At 44.9% G+C, this 18,986-nt stretch carries 22 protein-coding genes; 12 read left to right on the top strand and 10 right to left on the bottom strand.

Features of this window, described 5'->3' with window-relative positions:
• The 4 genes from F6K57_RS26515 to F6K57_RS26500 all read left to right on the top strand — a co-directional run.
• On the top strand, positions 1-902 hold a 902-nt coding region (locus F6K57_RS26515; RefSeq protein WP_293071508.1), incomplete at its 5' end, for a CHAT domain-containing protein.
• Positions 903-907: 5 nt separating this feature from the next.
• Positions 908-1,363, top strand: coding sequence for a hypothetical protein (locus F6K57_RS26510; RefSeq protein ID WP_293071507.1), 456 nt, complete (start codon positions 908-910; stop codon positions 1,361-1,363).
• Entirely contained in the window at positions 1,353-1,772 is a 420-nt protein-coding gene (locus F6K57_RS26505) for a PIN domain-containing protein (RefSeq protein ID WP_293060687.1), read from the top strand. Before F6K57_RS26510 ends, F6K57_RS26505 begins: the two co-directional genes overlap by 11 nt.
• A 224-nt stretch (positions 1,773-1,996) precedes the next feature.
• Positions 1,997-4,930 (top strand): CHAT domain-containing tetratricopeptide repeat protein, encoded by a 2,934-nt coding sequence (locus F6K57_RS26500; protein ID WP_293071506.1) that lies wholly within the window; start codon positions 1,997-1,999, stop codon positions 4,928-4,930.
• Between the two features lie 242 nt (positions 4,931-5,172).
• On the opposite strand, the gene F6K57_RS26495 is transcribed toward F6K57_RS26500, so the two are convergent.
• From F6K57_RS26495 to F6K57_RS26485, 3 genes are all read right to left on the bottom strand, one after another.
• On the bottom strand, positions 5,173-5,811 hold the full coding sequence (locus tag F6K57_RS26495; RefSeq protein WP_293071505.1) for a lysophospholipid acyltransferase family protein: 639 nt from the start codon (positions 5,809-5,811) through the stop codon (positions 5,173-5,175).
• Between the two features lie 68 nt (positions 5,812-5,879).
• Entirely contained in the window at positions 5,880-7,022 is a 1,143-nt protein-coding gene (locus F6K57_RS26490; RefSeq protein ID WP_293071504.1) for a ribonucleotide-diphosphate reductase subunit beta, read from the bottom strand.
• A 322-nt stretch (positions 7,023-7,344) separates the two neighbouring features.
• The gene (locus F6K57_RS26485; RefSeq protein ID WP_293071503.1) at positions 7,345-9,606 is read right to left on the bottom strand and encodes a ribonucleoside-diphosphate reductase subunit alpha; all 2,262 of its coding nucleotides are present in this window, start codon (positions 9,604-9,606) and stop codon (positions 7,345-7,347) included.
• A 457-nt stretch (positions 9,607-10,063) separates the two neighbouring features.
• Here F6K57_RS26485 and F6K57_RS26480 point away from each other — a divergent pair, with 457 nt between their 5' ends.
• The gene (locus F6K57_RS26480) at positions 10,064-10,447 is read left to right on the top strand and encodes a DUF4346 domain-containing protein (protein WP_293071502.1); all 384 of its coding nucleotides are present in this window, start codon (positions 10,064-10,066) and stop codon (positions 10,445-10,447) included.
• Positions 10,448-11,037: 590 nt separating this feature from the next.
• Entirely contained in the window at positions 11,038-12,231 is a 1,194-nt protein-coding gene (locus F6K57_RS26475; RefSeq protein ID WP_293071501.1) for a transposase, read from the top strand.
• A 12-nt stretch (positions 12,232-12,243) separates the two neighbouring features.
• On the opposite strand, the gene F6K57_RS26470 is transcribed toward F6K57_RS26475, so the two are convergent.
• Both F6K57_RS26470 and F6K57_RS26465 read right to left on the bottom strand, forming a co-directional pair.
• Complete coding sequence (locus F6K57_RS26470) at positions 12,244-12,552, bottom strand: hypothetical protein (protein ID WP_293024092.1); 309 nt, start codon at positions 12,550-12,552, stop codon at positions 12,244-12,246.
• A 30-nt stretch (positions 12,553-12,582) separates the two neighbouring features.
• A complete protein-coding gene (locus tag F6K57_RS26465) occupies positions 12,583-12,876 on the bottom strand; it encodes a glycerophosphodiester phosphodiesterase (RefSeq protein WP_293024093.1) in 294 nt (97 codons plus the stop codon).
• 55 nt (positions 12,877-12,931) lie between these two features.
• On the opposite strand from F6K57_RS26465, the gene F6K57_RS26460 reads away from it, so the two are divergent.
• Complete coding sequence (locus tag F6K57_RS26460; RefSeq protein WP_293024095.1) at positions 12,932-13,159, top strand: hypothetical protein; 228 nt, start codon at positions 12,932-12,934, stop codon at positions 13,157-13,159.
• Between the two features lie 38 nt (positions 13,160-13,197).
• Here F6K57_RS26460 and F6K57_RS26455 read toward each other — a convergent pair whose 3' ends face one another.
• From F6K57_RS26455 to F6K57_RS26445, 3 genes are all read right to left on the bottom strand, one after another.
• A complete protein-coding gene (locus tag F6K57_RS26455) occupies positions 13,198-14,655 on the bottom strand; it encodes a S8 family serine peptidase (RefSeq protein ID WP_293071500.1) in 1,458 nt (485 codons plus the stop codon).
• 373 nt (positions 14,656-15,028) lie between these two features.
• Positions 15,029-15,340, bottom strand: coding sequence for a hypothetical protein (locus F6K57_RS26450; RefSeq protein ID WP_293024100.1), 312 nt, complete (start codon positions 15,338-15,340; stop codon positions 15,029-15,031).
• Positions 15,341-15,538: 198 nt separating this feature from the next.
• On the bottom strand, positions 15,539-15,721 hold the full coding sequence (locus tag F6K57_RS26445) for a hypothetical protein (RefSeq protein WP_293071499.1): 183 nt from the start codon (positions 15,719-15,721) through the stop codon (positions 15,539-15,541).
• 232 nt (positions 15,722-15,953) lie between these two features.
• On the opposite strand from F6K57_RS26445, the gene F6K57_RS26440 reads away from it, so the two are divergent.
• The 3 genes from F6K57_RS26440 (at position 15,954) to F6K57_RS26430 (ending at position 17,108) form a co-directional block, all read left to right on the top strand.
• Positions 15,954-16,121 carry a hypothetical protein gene (locus tag F6K57_RS26440; protein WP_293024107.1) on the top strand — a complete coding sequence of 56 codons (168 nt, stop codon included), beginning with the start codon at positions 15,954-15,956 and terminating at the stop codon, positions 16,119-16,121.
• Positions 16,122-16,231: 110 nt separating this feature from the next.
• A complete protein-coding gene (locus tag F6K57_RS26435; RefSeq protein ID WP_293024109.1) occupies positions 16,232-16,354 on the top strand; it encodes a hypothetical protein in 123 nt (40 codons plus the stop codon).
• 16 nt (positions 16,355-16,370) lie between these two features.
• The gene (locus F6K57_RS26430; protein WP_293024112.1) at positions 16,371-17,108 is read left to right on the top strand and encodes a PEP-CTERM sorting domain-containing protein; all 738 of its coding nucleotides are present in this window, start codon (positions 16,371-16,373) and stop codon (positions 17,106-17,108) included.
• A 366-nt stretch (positions 17,109-17,474) separates the two neighbouring features.
• Here F6K57_RS26430 and F6K57_RS26425 read toward each other — a convergent pair whose 3' ends face one another.
• Both F6K57_RS26425 and F6K57_RS26420 read right to left on the bottom strand, forming a co-directional pair.
• On the bottom strand, positions 17,475-18,023 hold the full coding sequence (locus tag F6K57_RS26425) for a ComEA family DNA-binding protein (RefSeq protein ID WP_293024115.1): 549 nt from the start codon (positions 18,021-18,023) through the stop codon (positions 17,475-17,477).
• Positions 18,024-18,028: 5 nt separating this feature from the next.
• On the bottom strand, positions 18,029-18,424 hold the full coding sequence (locus F6K57_RS26420) for an NINE protein (protein ID WP_071105854.1): 396 nt from the start codon (positions 18,422-18,424) through the stop codon (positions 18,029-18,031).
• Positions 18,425-18,611: 187 nt separating this feature from the next.
• Between F6K57_RS26420 and F6K57_RS26415 the strand changes: the two genes are divergently transcribed.
• Complete coding sequence (locus F6K57_RS26415) at positions 18,612-18,752, top strand: hypothetical protein (protein WP_293071498.1); 141 nt, start codon at positions 18,612-18,614, stop codon at positions 18,750-18,752.
• 137 nt (positions 18,753-18,889) lie between these two features.
• On the top strand, positions 18,890-18,986 hold a 97-nt coding region (locus tag F6K57_RS26410; RefSeq protein ID WP_293071509.1), incomplete at its 3' end, for a DUF1825 family protein.

Raw genomic sequence — 18,986 nt, 5'->3', positions numbered from 1 at the left:
CTTCACCACCAAACCCTAACAATAGTAATCCCCTACAACAACTCTACCAACTCCTGATTACTCCCATTGTTGACGTATTACCAATAAACCCATCAGACCGTATTATTTTTATTCCCCATCAAGAACTATTTCTGGTTCCCTTTGCTGCTCTGCTAGATGATAACCACAAGTTTCTGATCGAAAACCATACCATTCTCACTGCTCCTTCGATCCAATCCCTGTGGTTCACCCGTAAAAATTGGCATCGAGTCAAAGACAGCACCGGAACACCATTGATTGTGGGAAATCCCACCATGCCCAGCATTATAGGAGAGGAACAAAAACCGTTAAAGCCTCTACCTGGTGCAGAAACAGAAGCCTTAAGAATTGCTCAATTGCTGAATACCACTGCTCTAAATGGATCAGAAGCAACAGAACCAACCATTGTAGAAAAAATGGCCAATGCTTCGCTGATTCATTTAGCCACCCATGGTTTAGTCGATGGTATTTATTATCGAGGTGCGATCGCATTAGCACCTGAGAAACCAGACCATGATGGCTTTCTCACCAGTCGTGAAATTCTGATTGGTTACGCAGGACCGGAAAAATCCTTATTGAAAGCAAAGTTAGTGGTTCTGAGTGCTTGTGATACTGGTAGGGGTGAGATTAAAGGGGAAGGAGTAGTTGGTTTATCCCGTTCTTTGATTGCCGCAGGTGTACCCAGTTTGGTGGTGTCCTTATGGCAAGTGCCTGATGATGATACGGCCAAGTTGATGACGGAGTTTTACACGAATATTTACACCCACAAATTCGATAAAGCCAAAGCGATGCGAGAGGCGATGTTATCGATGCTCAATGATGGAGATGGTAATCCAGACCCGAAAGCTTGGGCGGCTTTTACGGTTATTGGTGAAGCGAGGTAGAGAATTTGGGGAGTCGGGAGTCGGGAGTCGGGAGTCGGGAGTCGGGAGTCGGGTGTGGGGAAAGTTCGGAACTCTTGCCCCTATTGCTAGCATGCCTATTGCCTCTTGCCTATTCCTGTTCCCTGCTCCCTATTCCCTGTTCCCTATTCCCTGTTCCCTATTCCTATACAATAGAATTATCATTCCATCGGGAGGTGTTTATGGGTAAAGAAGAAGAACTACTTAAACACTGGCGAGAACTGGCACCGGAAAAACAGCAAAAAGTTTTGGAGTTTGTTGAACTCCTTAAATCTGAGTCAGAAACAACACCCCCTCAATCGGATTTTGTACCAAAAACTCCCTTAGCCCAAAAATTATGGGAAATTCGACAACGAGCAATTGCTGCTGGCTTACGACTGCTCAACGAAGAGGACATTGAACTGGAATTGGCTGCACGTCGAGGTGGATGGAGTGACTCGTAAGAAGACTTACATAGACTCTGGTGTACTGATTACCGCTTTTCAAGGCATTGAGTCAATCAGCATTAGAGCCAATCAAATTCTTAACGATGAAAATCGGGAGTTTGCCTCAAGTCGCTTCGTGCAGTTAGAAGTCTTGCCTAAAGCAATTTTTAACAAGCAACAAGATGAAACAGAATTTTACGAAACCTTCTTTAATGCTGTCAACCATTGGGCAACTGACTTAGAGCAAATTCTCCAAAATGCCCAACAAATTGCCTGTACCTATGGTTTAGCTGGGATGGATGCGATTCATGTAGCAGCTGCACTGCAAATTAAAGCAGATCAACTGATCACAACTGAAAAGCCAACCAAACCAATGCATCGAGTAATGGAAATCGAGATTATTTCAATATATAGCACTCCTCAATGATTCGTAAAATATAGTGGCCGAAGCTATCCCTATAACCCTTGTCCAGCTATAATGCGATCGCTATTTTTATAGTAGTGGCGTAGGGTGTGTTTGGGACAGCCCGTCCCGTAACGCACCACTACCGAGTCCCGACTCCCTACTCCCTACTCCCGACTCCCTGAATCATTGCATAGGCTCAGGAATCTCTCAGATATAGGGAAGTAGGGAATAATTCAATATCCGATATGAAACTTAAGCAAGTCTTATGGTTGGGACTTCTCACTGTCTACCTCACCCCTGGGGTACTCCCTGTTGTGGCTAGTTTCCTCACTGTACTAGCACTGGCTCAAGAACAAAACACGGTTAGCCCAGAGCAAGAAGGAACTATAACCCCTAGTGATGCCATAGTTGAAGTAGACAGTAAGCAAGCCGAGGCGGACAAACTATTTCAGCAGGGAATGAGTCACGTTCGTCGCAGTGAGTTCCCAGAAGCATTACAATCTTGGCAGCAAGCATTGGTGATTTATAAACAAATTGGATACCGTAAGGGTGAAGCTAACTCCCTGTATAATCTGGGTGTTACATACTATCATCTGGGAAACTATAAAAAAGCGATTGATTCCCTCCAAAACTCCTTAGCTATTGCTAGGGAAATCGGACACCGCAAGGTTGAAGGTGCCTCCCTGATTGGTCTGGCTACTACATACCATCATCTGGGAGAGTACAAAAAAGCGATTGATTACTACCAACAATCAATCGCTTTTCAAAGGGAAATTGGAAACCGCAAAGGTGAAGCTAACTCCCTGTATAATCTGGGTAATGCATACCGTACTCTGGGAGAGTACAAAAAAGCGATTGATTACTACCAACAATCGATAGCTATTGCTAGGGAAATCGGTTACCGCCTGGGTGAAGCTAACTCCCTGGGTAATCTGGGGAATGCATACTATCATCTGAGAGAGTACAAAAAAGCGATTGATTCCCTCCAAAACTCCTTAGCTATTGCTAGGGAAATTGGAAACCGCAAAGGTGAAGCTAACTCCCTGTATAATCTGGGTGTTACATACTATCATCTGGGAAACTATAAAAAAGCGATTGATTACCACCAACAATCGATAGCTATTAAAAGGGAAATCGGAGACCGCCAGGGTGAAGCTGGCTCCCTGAATCATTTGGGTAGTGCATACGTTCCTCTGGGAGACTATAAAAAAGCCATTGATTACTACCAACACTTCTTAGCTATTAAAAGGGAAATCAGAGACCGCGAGGGTGAAGCTGACTCCCTGAATAATCTGGGTATTGTATACTATCATCTGGGAAAGTACAAAAAAGCGATTGATTACCACCAACAATCATTAACTATTGCTAGGGAAATCGGAAACCGCCTGGGTCAAGGTCATTCCCTGAATAATCTGGGTGCTACATACAGTCAACTGGGAGACTATAAAAAAGCGATTGATTACTACCAACAATCATTAACTATTGCTAGGGAAATCGGAAACCGCCTGAGTCAAGGTAATTCCCTGAATAATCTGGGTAGTACATACGATAATCTGGGAGACTATAAAAAAGCGATTGATTACCACCAAAAATCGATAGCTATTGCTAGGGATATCGGAGACCGCAAAGGTGAAGCTGCCTCCCTGGGTAGTCTGGGTATTGCATACGATAATCTGCGAGACTACAAAAAAGCGATTGATTACTACCAAAAATCGATAGCTATTGCTAGGGATATCGGAGACCGCAAAGGTGAAGCTGCCTCCCTAAATAATCTCGGTGTTACCTTATTAAAAATAAATCAACTAGAACCAGCCGAAATTCACCTGTATGATGCCATTAAAATTTTGGAAGATATCCGCCACTTCCTCCGTAACAAAGATGATTGGAAGATTTCTATTTTTGAAGAACAAGCTCGTAGCTATCGTCTTTTACAACAGGTATTGATTGCTCAAGGAAAACCAAAACAAGCCTTAGAGATTTCCGAACGGGGTCGCAACCGCGCTCTGATTGATTTATTAGCGGCACAGTTATCTGAAACTACTCAAAAAACTAAAGCTCCTACTCTTAAAGACATTCAAGAGATTGCTCAACAACAACAAGCCACTTTGGTGGAATATTCCATTTTTGGTGGCCAAATTTATATTTGGGTAATTGCTCCCACAGGTGAGATTACCTTCCGTAGTCATACCTTACCCGAAGATACCACTCTAGCTGAACTAGTCAAAGTCACTCGTGATTATGTCGCTGTCAGAGGTAGAGGTAATCAGAATCCTACTTCACCACCAAACCCTAAGGATAGTCATCCACTAAACCAACTCTACCAACTCCTGATTACTCCCATTGTTGACGTATTACCTGAAAGCGAATCAGACCGTATTATTTTCATTCCCCATCAAGCACTATTTCTGGTTCCCTTTGCTGCTCTGCTAGATGATGACGGAAATTATCTAATCGAAAACCATACCATTCTCACTGCTCCTTCGATCCAATCTCTGTCGTTTACCCGTCAACATTGGCATCGAGTCCAAGACAGCAACGGAACACCATTGATTGTGGGTAATCCCACCATGCCCACCATTACAGTAGGACAGGAACAAGAACCGTTAAAGTCTCTATCGGGTGCAGAAACAGAAGCCTTAACCATTGCTAAATTGCTGAATACCACCGCTCTAATTGGAGCAGAAGCAACAGAATCAACCATTGTGGAAAAAATGGCCAATGCTTCGGTTATCCATTTAGCCACCCATGGTTTAGTCGATGGTATTTATTATCGAGGTGCGATCGCATTAGCTCCTGAGAAACCAGACCATGATGGCTTTCTCACCAGTGATGAAATTCTGATTGGTTACGGACTACCGGAAAAATCCTTATTGAACGCAAAGTTAGTAGTCCTGAGTGCTTGTGATACTGGTAGGGGTGAGATAAAAGGGGAAGGGGTAGTGGGTTTATCCCGTTCTTTGATTGCCGCCGGTGTACCCAGTTTGGTGGTGTCCTTATGGCAAGTGCCTGATGATGATACGGCCAAGTTGATGAGGGAGTTTTATACGAATATTTACACCCACAAAATGGATAAAGCCAAAGCCATGCGAGAGGCCATGTTATCGATGCTCAATGATGAAGATGGTAATCCAGACCCGAAAGCTTGGGCGGCTTTTACGGTTATTGGTGAAGCTAGGTAGGACGTGTGGGGTGTGGGGTGTGGGGTGTGGGGTTTGGGGTTTGGGGTGCATCTCATTAAAGCTGTTGGACCCGGTGGTGCGTTACGGGCCGGGCTGTTCCAAGGCTGACTACGAGGCGGAAAATGAGAGGGAGCCCGTCCCTAACACACCCTACGCAACTGTTCCCGATTCCCGATTCCCGATTCCCGATTCCCTACTCCCGACTCCCGACTCCCTACTCCCTACTCCCTACTCCCACATAATCAACGTCCCAAATCATGGAGAGCATTAATCGCTGCAGCACACTGTTGGGTCACAGCTTGCAATTCGTCTCGGTTACTAGAACTAGGAGGAGCAATCAGCTTACCAATGCGGACGGTTAAGGGTACAGACCGTGGCATCAAGGAACCTTTTTTAACAATTGCTTGACTTCCCCACAAAGTAACGGGCAGCAGGGGGGCTTGGGCTTGGGCAGCAATCCAGGCGGCACCAAGCTTGGGGTTATGAATGCGAGCATCCCGTGTCCTGGTGCCATCCAAATACACACCAACCGCCCAGCCATTGTCGAGGAAATTGAGAGCAGAACGCAGGGCACTCCGGTCTGCTGAGCCTCGCTTAACCGGGTAAGTACCATACAATTCAATAAACTGTTTCAGAACTGGCACACGAAACAATTCTTCCTTGGCCATAAAGGCTACTGGACGTCCCACACAACTGGCTAAAATCGGTGGGTCAAAGTCACTCGCATGGTTACTCACCACCACCAGTGGTCCCGAGGTGGGTACTTGTTTAGCACCATAAATGCGACCCCGGAAATAGGTATGGACTAAGGGGCTAACCACTGACCACTTCAGGGCGTGATACAGCAGCAGACTGGGAAATGGTTCGCGGCTTCTAGTCACAGAAAATCGATTGGTGGATTTGGATGGTTTGATTTCTAGTTTACTCCCTACTCCCTACTCCCTACTCCCTAGATTTCATCCCAACCACTGACCCCAGAAGACATCACATAACTAGTTACGCTAGCTTCAAAGAAGTTGGCCTTAGTATGAGCATCTTTTTTAGTATCAGAAAAACGCTCTAAGTGGCTGTAGGGACTCTTTTGATAGTTTTCCCCCTGGTAAAGGGGTTCTAATCCAATAGAACGTAGCCTGATATTCGCCAAATACTTGGTATAATGTTCAGTACTCCGTTCGGTAATCCCTAAAATATCGTTACCAACAATATGATTAGTCCAGCGACATTCATGCTCCACTGCTGTGGCAAACATTTCATAAATTTGGTCCCTGGAATAGGGAAATACTTCCATAGCCATGGGGATTAACTTTTGATAAAGCCGGACATGACTCAGTTCATCTCGATTAATCATTTTAAAAATGTCCGCTGAGCCTGGCATCAGCATCCTAGAGGCGAGATTGTAGAAGTAAATAAACCCATTATAGAAGTACATTCCTTCTAATAAAAAGTCAGCCAGTAAGGAAACAAAATAGTTTTCTGGGGTGGGATTATCAACATACCGTTGATAGAAACTGGCGACAAATTCGCATCTATCCCTGAGCACTGTATCAGTGCGCCAGAATTCATAGACTCTACTTCTATGTTCAGTAGGGATAACGGTTTCTATGATATATTGATAACTTTGATTGTGCATCCCTTCCTGAGAAATTTGTTCCGCCATACACAGACTAACTTCTGGAGCAGTAATGCTACTTTTGATGTGAGGAATATTGCAGGTTTGAACGGAATCTAAAAAAGTTAAATAGGATAGAATCCCATCATAAGCATAACGTTCTGCTGACGTTAAATTGGAGTAGTCTGTTACATCTTGAGTTAGGTCTAGTTTCTGGGGAATCCAGAAGTTTTCCCGCATCTGTTGATACAACCCAATTGCCCAAGCATAACGGACATCATTGAGTTGCATCAAGTTGGTGGTATTACCAAACCAAATTGAACGGTGTTCAGTTTTATCATCCCCATCTGGATTAAAGATAGGGTTAATTGGCATTGTAGTTAGCATTTTTTTATAGGGAGTAGGGAGTAGGGAGTAGGGAGTAGGGAATCGGGAATCGGGAATCGGGAATCGGGAATCGGGAACAGGGAGTGTGGGGAGCAAGAGCTATCAGCTATCAGCTATCAGCATTCAGCCTAAGCGCTACGCGCACGCTACGCGAACAGCTGATGCGCGCGCAGGCTGGAAGCCTGTTCCACAAAGCTGACCACTGACCACTGACCGATGCTTCACACTTATCAACCTCAAAGTCCCCCTTTTCAAGGGGGATTTAGGGGGATCTCTTTGTACCTCATGGGAAAGAGAATTGCTATAATCTCAGTGAAGTCACAGGCTGGAAGCCTGTTCTACAAAGCTGACCACTGACCACTGACCACTGACCACTGACCGATGCGCGCGCAGGCTGGAAGCCTGTTCCACAGAATCACTAATTAGCGCAAGCGATACAAGTGTTGTCTAATTCTTTGAAGTTGTCACGCTGGACGGTTCGGATATAATAGACGGCTTTACATCCTAATTCCCAGGCCATGACTAGGGTTTCATAGATGTCTTTGGCTTTGAGGGTGCGTTCAGGTTCGTCTGGGAAATAGACTCCTTGGTTTAAGTTAAATAACAATTCCATGGAAATCCCAGTATCAATCCATTGCTGGATCGTGGCGACTGCTGTAACAACTTTTTTCTGATCAAAGTTTTTGTTTTCGTGGTAGAACCAAAAATTGTCTTTAATAAAGGGTGGGGCAATGGGTACAGTGCCTTTTGCCCATTTGTCATAGAAGAATTTGCTGTGAACTGGTAAGACACTAGCGGTACATCCTTGTACTAGGGATGAGGATGTATTGGGTGCGATCGCAGTAATATGAGAATTGCGAATCCCAAATTTTTGAATATCCTGAGATAGGGCTACCCAACGCTCTTGATGCTGGGAATTTTCTACAAACCATTCCACTGGTTTAGCGCCAATTAGCTTACCTTTACTCCACTCACTACCATCGAAAGCAGCATAAGCACCACGTTCCATGGCCAGTTCCATAGATGCATGGGTGCAGTAGTAGCCAATATCCTCAAATAAGTTACTAATTTCCTTGAGGTTGTTATAGGTTAGCCACCGTTTAGCTAACCAATCCGCTAATCCCATACAACCTACTCCGATGGTGCGGTATTTGTGATTGTGGGTATGGGCTGCTGTAAAAGGAGGAGTGGTTAAATCAATCGTGTTATCGAGAATCCGCACTGCTAGACGACATATATTGGGCAATTCAGTTTCCTCAATATTGGCGAGATTGATTGAGTCCAAATTGCAACAGTGAGCAGCATTGCCAATTTCGACATTAGAGAAACTTTCGGTACAAAGATTTACCGCTGGGATATAGCCTTGGTGTTGATTAGGATTAGCGCGGTTAATGGTATCCTTGAACGCCAAGTAAGGCATTCCGGTCTCTACTTGCGATCGCATAATCGTCTTAAAGAGTTCCCGAGCATTGACGGTCTTGTAGAGAGTGAGGGTTTCGCCGATGGCTGCTTCAATAGTTTGATAGGCGCTTTCAAACTCTTCTGCCCAAAGTTCCGATAGCTCAATCCCTAGCTTGATCCGTACTTCATAGGGATCGATTAACGTCCAGTCTTCTTTATTAACCACCCGACGCATAAACTCATCGGGAATCACCAATTGGGGAAAGATATCATAAGCCTTGCGCCGGGGATCCCCATTTTCCGCTTGCATCTCCAGAAACTCTGGCACATCGAGATGCCACACATCCACACTAACGGTGACTGCCCCTGCCCGACGGCCTCCTTGATTAACTGCGATCGCAGTATCGTTTAGCAGTTTAATCCAAGGAATTACCCCTCCCGAAGCATTGGCTTTGCCCATCACCCAGCTACCCGTTGAGCGAATCCGGCTAACATTGACCCCAACACCACCACCGTTTTTGGAGATTCTGGCCGTATCAGTAATTCCTTCAAAGATGCTTTCCAGGTTGTCATCAATGCTAGTGATAAAACAGGAAGACAGAGACCCCTTAGGAATTCTGAGATTAGCCAGGATCGGGGTCGCTAGAGATATTTTCCGTTGTGCGATCGCTTCATAAAATCGCCTTGCCCAACCTAGTCTATCTTCCGGCACTTCCACTGACCCTAGCAGCAGAGCACAAGTTAAAAATGCCTCTTGGGGCAACTCATCCGCCAGGAGATACCGACGAGTTAGCAGTACAGCCCCTGCATAATCATAATCCGTGTCCCAATCCCGATTAATCCAAGAACCTGCTTCTTTTAGCTCCTCAGTCGTATAGGTTAAGATACTGGGGTCATATTGACCAGACTCTACTTTAGAGCGAACAGTTCTAGGGTAGTCACCGTACTCATAACCACGGTTTACCAGGGTATCTTTCCAGAGACTCCAGATCTGCAGTCGTCCTGCTACATAGCGCCAGTCAGGCTGATCAGGACTACACATTTCCAGGGCACAGTTGATCAAGTTATCCTGAATCTCTCTGGTAGTAACACCATCACGCAAGCGGGTAGTGAGTCCGGCTTCTAGAGTGATCGGATTGACATCCTTGCCAGCACAAGCCCACTCAACAACAGCACGAATTTTGGAAATATCAAGGGAAGTCAGAGAACCATCCCGTCTGATCACCTTAATATTCCCTTGATTTTGAGTTATGGTTGTTGCCGATAGGGTTTGTTGCATTTTCACTGGTTAGGCAGAATATTAGATTTAACACACCATGACTTGCTAACCCCAAGGTACAACACTACCACTAGGGTTAACTATGGAATTCACAAGCTCTACTATACTAAATCTGGATTGATTTGGCTTATAGTTTTTGCCGAGAGGGTTTGTGGCCTTTTCACTCGTTGCTCAGAATCTTAGATATATTACACCATGGATGGGTAACCCCAAGGTACAACACTACCACTAGGGTTAACTATTTAATTCCCAAGCTCTACTATACTAAATCTAGAGTAAGTATGGCTGTTAAATTTATCAACTTTTTTAAGTAACTGACCAAGTAACTCCTCACACCTCCCACACCTGCTGCGTCCCGCTGTGTTTCCCTGTTATCCTCATCTCTGAGCTTGTCTAATTGTTCTGTTAACGTTATAATATTGGGATTTGCCATCAGCTTTAGCCCTTGACCGTTCCCATGATGATCACTGCCCAAAACATTACTGCTATTGATGAAAAGCTCTCCAAACGCTTTATTGAACTCGATCCAGAGGGCTACTTTATTATTTACATAGACCGAGATGCAAGTCTGATCTGTGCCGAACACTACAGTAACAAAATTAATGACAAAGGGTTAGCAGTTGATCCAGAAACCGGAGAACCATTTCCCTGCGATGTTAAATTAAACCGTACTCCCACCGCTATTTTCAAAGGTAGGACAGCCAAGGAACTAGGCATGAAAATTACCGAAGAAACTAAACCCTGTCCTTTAAGTCGTTTCGATCATGCCCTTTACCTAGGACGAGAATTTGTAAGAGCCGAGATAGCGATGATCAATGGCGAAGAGTATATTCAAGATTAGTCAATAATCTGTAAGCATTCAGCATTCAGCATTCAGCATTCAGCATTCAGCCATCAGCCATCAGCATTCAGCATTCAGCCAAGCACTATGAATCCCTGACAGCAGCGCTAAAAGAGATTTAACGAATGTTTACCTGTTTTATTAAAAAGCTGTTGGCGTAGCGTGCCCAACCGCCAACGGCTGACCGCTGATAGCTGATAGCTAATGTTTACCTGTTTTATTAAAAAGCTGACGGCTGACCGCTAACTGGTGATAGCTGATAGCTTACGAGCTAAGTCAGGTTTGTCGGTAATGATACCATGTATCCGAGTATCATGTAGAAGCTCTCCAATCATTTTTTGATTATTTACCAAAAAATTTGGGTTTAAAGCCCCGTCCTTCTACGAGACGAAACCTTAGATAGTGGAGCCTTATTCAATAAGTTTTAACCCTTTTCACGGCCTGCCGACCATAAAGGCTCCACTATCTTAAGGTAACTTCAATGGACGGCTTTTTTTTTAGATCTATCCTGATATTTGTCGCTGAGTGTGGTACTATAAAACAGTAACGGAAAAGGTCGATATCCGTTCGCGGAGCGTGACCTTAGGTCAATGATCATTATTGAATTCAAAGCGTACGGCAAAAAGCATCAGTACTCAGCCATTGATGAGGCAATTCGGACAGTTAAGTTTATCCGAAACTCTTGTATTCGCCTTTGGATGGATGAGAAAGGGACTGGTAAGTATGACCTCAGTAAATACTGCAAGGTCTTAGCTAAGCAGTTCTCTTTTGCTAATGAGCTAAATTCGACTGCTCGCCAGGCTGCTTCTGAAAGAGCATGGTCATCGATCGCCCGTTTCTACGACAACTGCAAGAAAAAGGTGCCTGGCAAGAAGGGGTTTCCACGATTTCAAAACCATTGCAGGTCAGTTGAGTATAAGCAATCAGGATGGAAATTGTCCCCTGATAAGAAGTCAATAACCTTCACTGACAAGAAAGGGGTCGGGAAACTAAAACTCAAGGGTACGTGGGATTTGTGGCGATTTGATAAAAACCAAATCAAGCGAGTCCGGATAGTAAAAAGAGCTGACGGTTATTATGTACAGTTTTGTGTTGCTGTTGATAATAACGAGCACTTAGAACCATCAGATGCAAACGTTGGTCTAGATGTTGGATTAAAAGATTTCTATACCGATTCTAGAGGCCATACTGAACCAAACCCTCGATTTTATAGAAGAGGGGAGAAGCGTTTAAAGTTTTATCAACGTCGGGTATCCCGCAAGAAGAAAGGCTCAGCCAATCGTAGAAAAGCCATTAATAGGCTAGGCAGACACCATCTTAGAATAAGTAGGCAACGTGAAGAACATGCCAAGAGATTGGCACGTTGCGTAATCCGGTCTAACGACCTGGTCGCCTATGAAGATCTTAGAGTCAAAAACCTGGTAAAAAATCACTGTCTTGCCAAATCTATTAATGACGCAGGTTGGTATCAGTTTCGTAAATGGTTAGAGCACTTTGGACAAAAGTTTGGCAGAGTAACCGTTGCCGTAAACCCTGCCTATACCAGTCAAAACTGTTCTAGTTGCGGTGAGATCGTGAAAAAGTCATTATCGACTCGAACTCATACCTGCAAATGTGGTTGTCAATTAGACCGCGATCACAACGCCGCAATCAACATTTTAGGAAGAGCCTTGAGTACGCTGGGGCACAGCGGAACTTGGGTCATAGACCCCAACGCTCATGGAGAATCGACCTCTACTCTTTCTGGCTCCGGCTTGATTGAGCAAGTTGGCTCGTTGAAGTGAGAATCCCCGTTCTTATAGGACGGGGAGTGTCAAAGTCCAAACAAAAACCGGTTTGCCCTGTTTAGCAGCAATTTCCAATAAACCAAATTTTAACGTTTCCCACTGTAGTGCTAGGATATCGGGGGTAAGTCTGATCAGTTTCTGAAACACCCAAATTCCCAAAAGTCTGAGTAATATAATCAGAAAATTATTCTTTTTTTTGCTTAATAACAATCCCGTTTTAACCGTAGGGTAATTCAAGTTTATCCATCTTAACGATGAAACATTAAATGATAAAATAACAAAGTCATCTATTTTGATATATCCCATTACTAAGGCCATGACTTTTTCTTCATAGCCTTCTTCTTTTAATTAAACCGCTAGTTTAATTTTGTTACGAGTCAGTCTTAAAATTTCCTCAACCGTAGGAACTCTAAACCCTTGCTGACCAGCAATGCGATTTATTTCAGCAAACCTTAACTGACTGATAGCTTGATTAGCTATCATTGGATCATGATGGGAAATCAATACCCCATCTTTAGTTATTCTGACATCAAATTCGATAAAGTCAGCCCCAAGTTCAATCGCTTTCTCATAAGCTTCAATAGTATTTTCTTTGGCACAATTAGAAGCCCCACGATGGGCGATTATCTTATTAGTCAGCATATGTAGCAAAGGGAACAGGGAGTAGGGAACAGGGAGCAGGGGAAGAGAGGGAAGTGTGGGGAGATGGGGAGATGGGGAGATGGGGAGATGGGGAGATGGGGAGATGGGGAGGTGGGGAGATGGGAATATAGGGATATATGGGATTTATGGGAGTGTGGTGATATTCCCGACTCCCAATTCCCGACTCCCAATTCCCGACTCCCGATTCCCGATTCCCGATTCCCGATTCCCGACTCCCGACTCCCGACTCCCGACTCCCGACTCCCGACTCCCGACTCCCTAAAATCTCAAATATACCTCACCTATTTGAGAACCACTATTTCATCGAGGTGCTGGCAAGTCATGAACATTGCGGATGGTCACGGAGCGAGCTAACTTATAGGCTGCATAGGAATCCACCAAACCGGAGCCAGTTGCTCCATCGTGTCCCTCTCCTGCTGGTTGACCATGGAAGCTTTTGCCCAGCTTAACATCTCGCGCTGATGCCCGTAGAATCTGCTTAATCAGGGATGGAGACAGACCAGGTTGCACCTGCTTAAGCAAGGCACAAACACCCGCTACTTGGGGAGAAGCAGCACTAGTACCGCTGATCACTGCCCAGCCATCATCAGTAGCCGTTTCGTCCTGATTCGGATACTGACCACCGCCCAAGCCTCGGTCAATTTCGTCCCCTGGTTCAACGGGCAACATGATATAGGCAGCCCGGGGTTGCATTCCCACCAGTCCACAAAGATCAGGGACGTGGCGTCCTGGATAAATTTGGCTATCAAAGCTACTGGCGTAGTTGGAAGCTTCTAACCGAAAGTCATTGCCCTCAACAGTATCGTGGGCATAGACTCCACCCACAGAAATCACTTCCGGCATCTGACCAGGAAATCCATAGTGTCCGTTACCAGCAGAGAAACAGACAGTAATACCACGCTCTTTGACTGCTTCAATAACTGCTGCCTCTAGGGGCTTGAGGAAATTCGGTAGAGGCCCTTCTGGAATACTGAAGCCCCAGCTGTTGTTCATCACCGCTGGATGTAAATCCGATGCCATCTTAAAGGCCAGGGTGGGGTTACTCCCCATTTTGACACCAATAAAGTCAATATCCGGTGCATTGGAAAAAATATTTGCTGCTTCAGCGGTGCCATGACCACTCTCATCCCGCTCCACGTTTTTAGCATCTGGTGCCAGGGTTGCCTGGTAGTTGTAGCCATGCCACTCGTAAAAGGGATGCTTGTAGAATCCAGTGTCTACCATTGCTACTAAAACGCCTTTACCGGTTACCCCGACTTTGTGGACAGGGGTCGAGCGACATACCATAGCTACATCGGAGGGAACATTGAGGTGATGATAACGAACCCGTGGAGGCAGTGGCGACTCAAATAAAATGGGTGGACGTTGGGGATAAGCGCGCTCTATCAACCCAAATAGCTCTTGGGGAATGGTAAAGGGAGCACCAGCAACATGGCGCAAGAAGGTCACTTCTCCCAGTTGAGGATGAGCCTCGCTAATGAGTTGGCTATCCCGTTCAACTCGGGTGCTAAAGACCCGTTCCCACAGTTCCCGTGGTCCATCAGCACTAATGGAAAAAGTTCCGATTTGCTGCACTCGAAAGCCAAGGGATTGTAGAATATTTGCAGCTTGAATGCCCCGTCCAGGGGGTGGAGCGAATTGTTGAAGATTCTCCGGTTGGAGGTAGGTGTCACTTGCGAACATAGACTGGCCACTTTCTGATGCGAGAATGGCTTCAAAGGAAACTCGCTCAACTCCCGTCTGTAGTTGTTGTATCATAATTATCCTGTTAGTTAAATCCTAGTTAGACAGCGGTTGATGACTATCGCTGTCTTTGTTGATCAACAAACCAAGTTGCTTTACTTCTTTGGTTTACTTCTTTAGTTTGGTATTTTTAATCACATATTGACGTCACCCTCGTGGGTACTTTTGTTTTGTTCGGCTTTAGTTTAAAATTTTATTGGCAACTTTTTACTATTGAACATTTGACCATAGAAAACTAGAGGCACGATACAGTAAAGGCACGACCCGATCGTCCCTCTAGCCTGGATAATGATCGAATTATCGTTAACTGGATTGGCCGTTGGCCACGCTACGCGATGAAGCGAACGCGCCCCGCGTGGCCAACGGCCTCAGCTTCCGCTAAGAGCGATCAGAAAAATTCTGGGGGTTCTACAAACATCACCCCAGTTACCAAGGTTTGTAGTTGCTCAGGAATTTGTAGATTGTCAACCGCAGCTTTGGGATAGGTAACCTCACTGCCATCTATCTCCTGGATCAGGGTTTTCTGCTGTGGTTGGAAGGAAACATTGAAAGTTGATTCCCACAGGGATTGCGGGGCTTGTACACTGATAGTCGGTCCAATGTGCAGTATCCGAAAGCCAAGCTGTTGTAGAGCTAAAGCAGCTTGTCTAGAGTGGTTGGGGGATGACTGAATTTCTGCTGAAATCGTGTTTTCCGGCATAGAACCCCTCCGATGGAAAGTCTGGCGTCGTGGATTTTTGGTTAAGGGCGACCCATTCGAGCCAGTAATTCGGGCAAGTAAGTAATTCGGGCAAGGAATTAATGGCTGAAACCCTAGGTTTTATCTGCTTTTGCTTCGCCCTCCCATAGGCTAACCTAGAGTTTCCCTCAATTAAGCTTCACTTGTCAAGCTATATCGCTACGCCCAAAGAATCGGGAATCGGGAATCGGAACCCACCCCTAACCCCTCCCAGGAGGGGAACGGGAATCGGGAATTGGGAATCGGGAATCGGGGGAAGAGTGTGGTTAGAGGGGCGGGGGCGCGTGGGTAGAGGGGGGAGGGAAGAAGTAGTTTTCGATAATTTGGTATAGTTAACACCATTGTCTTGATGCAGTCCCTGATCGGGACTTGATCTGATTGGGTTAGAAGTGGCTCCTTGATAGTCCTGAATAGGACGGAAAAAATCCAGGGGCTCTTTTCTTATGATTAGAGATTAGCTCCGGGTCAGGAAATCAAGTTTGGAGCCAGTTGAAAGGTGATGGTATTTTTTTTATTGCTATGAATTTACAGCAGTTGTCAATTGGGTGAGGTACAGATTCCTGAGGTGCGACCCGTGGCGAATTTAATTCTTAATGGTAAGAGCGTACCTAAGGTTTTAGGGAACAGGGAACAGCGGATCACCGGAACAGAGAAGTCGGAAGTGGGAAGAGGGAAAAAATCCTGTGTACCTCAGGTGCGACCCGTGGCGAATTTAATAATTAGATCCGGAAAGCGCACCTAATAGTTATGAAAAACGCTGTATACAAAAATAATACAAAAGTTATACGTTAGCACTAACGCGATCGCAACCATCAGATTGGCAGACTATAAATATCAGTTAATTTACTGAAAGTGATTTTACTGATAGCTCAGGCTATGATTGGCCGTTGGCCACGCTACGCGAACGAGTTAGTCAAACAATTAGTCAACCAATTAGTTACAGACTCAAGTCAATTAATTAATTTATTCAAATAACTAGGGCGTCTAAAAAATGAAAATAACTAAATTTTTAAGCAGTGGATTAGTTTTAGGGTCTATAGTTTTGGGAGCAGTAGGAGAAGCCCAGGCAGCTGATATCCTCAAGTCCTGGTTAGCCGATGAAGCTCATATCTACCCAGAAGACACTGATTTGTCAGGACACGCTTTCTGGTTTCCTGAGTTGGACTCAGGGAGGTTTGTATTTGACACTTCAGGTATCTTTAATGAATACAATGATGGGACTGCTAATTTGTTGGGTACCATCGTTTCCGAGTTAGATGATACTAAAAAATGGGACGTTGATATTTGGTTCAATAGCACACCAGAACCTTGGGGAGGACCGAAAAAGGAACTACCAAAGTCTGAATACGTAGAAAAAGGTGGCCCCGTCGATACTAGTACTTGGTACTACTATAACATGGATGAAACTCGGGCTACCTTAACTGGCCTAGGTTTCTACGATGGCAAGGAACTGAATCTTTACCAAAAACCTGAAAATGGTAAATACGCCTTCCAGGTTGGGGTTGGAGCTAATGGCAAAAACACTAACTTTGGTATGTCTGGCTGGCTAGGTGCTACGGGTTCTTTTACTCTTACCAAGGCTGATATTAATGTTGATATAACTGCCAATCCTGGAGATCCTTCCAATTCTAAACCTGTTCCTGAACCCATGACAATGGGCTTGTTTAGCCTAAGCTTACTGGGATTAAGCTTGACTTCATTAAAGCGCAAGTCTAAGGAATTGGTCTAACCTAAAACTTTGAAAGATTACCGGATTTTTTCGTCGGCATAGCTGATTCAACCACTTCTGTGTAGGAACTAGACCACTCTTTAGTAGTCTGTTCCTTTTTTGTTTTTTGTGGTAAGCATATGCGCTACGCGCAGGCTACGCCAACAGCTATCAGCTGTCAGCTGTCAGTCGTCAGTTGTCCGTTGTCCGTTGTCAGTTGTCCGTTGTCCGTTGTCCGTTGTCAGTTGTCAGTTGTGACTTCGCCACTGACAAGTTTCCAGTTTCTAGTTTCTAGTTTCTAGTTTCTAGTTTTAAGTGACTCCCAACCAAGAAGGATAAGTAGTCAACTCGATAGCATTTCAAACTAGTAATCTCAAACTAATAATCTCAAAAGATTAAATAGTACATTAACTCAGATGTCAGCTGAGGATTAAGCTCAAGGCGTCGTTGAAGGTCAGCTAAATTACGGTATGGGCCACCATCAAAGCGATTTTGCATGATCGCTCTAGCTAAAAACAAGTCCACTGCTGGAATTTTCGTCAACTGTTCTAGAGATGCAGTGTTAGGGTTGACTAGCTGAGGCGTTACTAAACTCTCCGCATCGTAGTAACAAAACCTCAAAATTGGTTGCAAGGGTGTCAGACGTTGTACTGACCAACCTAGGGCAGCGGCCAAATCTTCTAAGCAACAAAATTGCACACCGCTGCTGGTGAGTTCAAAAAGCGATCGCGCTTGATGGATAGATATCCCTGGCAATCTCAGCCAGTCATCCACACCAGCTTGATTCACATCAATGGTGAGCCCCAATTTGGCAGCTACAGCAATTTCTTCTGTAGATTGTAGCCGATAGTAGGGGTCACGCTTTAGCCTCTGCTGAATTGATTGCTGATTCGGGTTTTGTGGAGTCTTGGGTGATAGCCAATCAAAAATTGCCATGAAACTCAAGCAATTAGGTCAAGTAATTGACGACGTTTTTGTTCAAATTCATACTCAGACACTAGTCCCTCCTGACGCAGGCTGTCTAGCTGTCTTAGGGCATCAGCAATTTCCCCTACCTTGGCCGGGTCAATCCCAGCCGATGGATTGTCTGAGGAAGATACTGTAGACTCAATACCAAGGTTAAAATTGAGGTCAAACTGATCTTGACTTTGTAGTAAATACCACACCCCCTCTATAGCACTGGCAATTCGAGGAATGGGTGTCCAACACAGGAGTAAGTACATTACTCCCCAGAAGGGTTGTCCGAGATAAAATTTGTGTAATCCACAAACGGGGATAACTACCCCACTCAAGGCCAGTAGGGAAGCGACTTTGCGGCTTTTTGGCTTGCTCAACATACTTGCTTTGACCCGCGTTGAATAGCTTGGTGGATATCCAAATACTGTCAATCCTATGTTCCTATAATAATTACTTATCTCAGAGTGGAAACTTACAGGTTACAGGTTATAGGTTGAACGTTAACCGGTTGAAGGTTGGCAGGTTGAACGTTAACCGGTTGAAGGTTGGCAGGTTGAACGCGATCGCGTGGCCTATTGGCCAAGGTTAACCGGTTACAGGTTAACCGGTTACAGGTTAACCGGTTACAGGTTGAAGGTTAACCTTCAACCTGTTAACCTTCAACCTGTTAACCTTCAACCTGTTAACCTTCAACCTTCAACTGACTAACCTACCCTACACCGAATCGCCTTGGGCGAACAACTGACTAATACGGAAAACCGAATTTTGTCCAGGTTTAACGCTACATTAAAATGTGATTAGAAGCGGCGATTGAGTACAACCAAACCGGTTGACAGGTAAGAGCAATGGGTTTTTTTGATTCGGAAATTGTCCAAAAAGAGGCAAAACAGCTGTTTGAAGATTACCAAGACCTGATTAAATTGGGCAACGACTATGGCAAGT

The organism is Moorena sp. SIO4A5, from assembly GCF_010672005.1.
Lineage (GTDB): Bacteria > Cyanobacteriota > Cyanobacteriia > Cyanobacteriales > Coleofasciculaceae > Moorena.
Note: the sequence above shows the minus strand (reverse complement) of the source record. Positions and strands in the feature narration are given on the sequence as shown.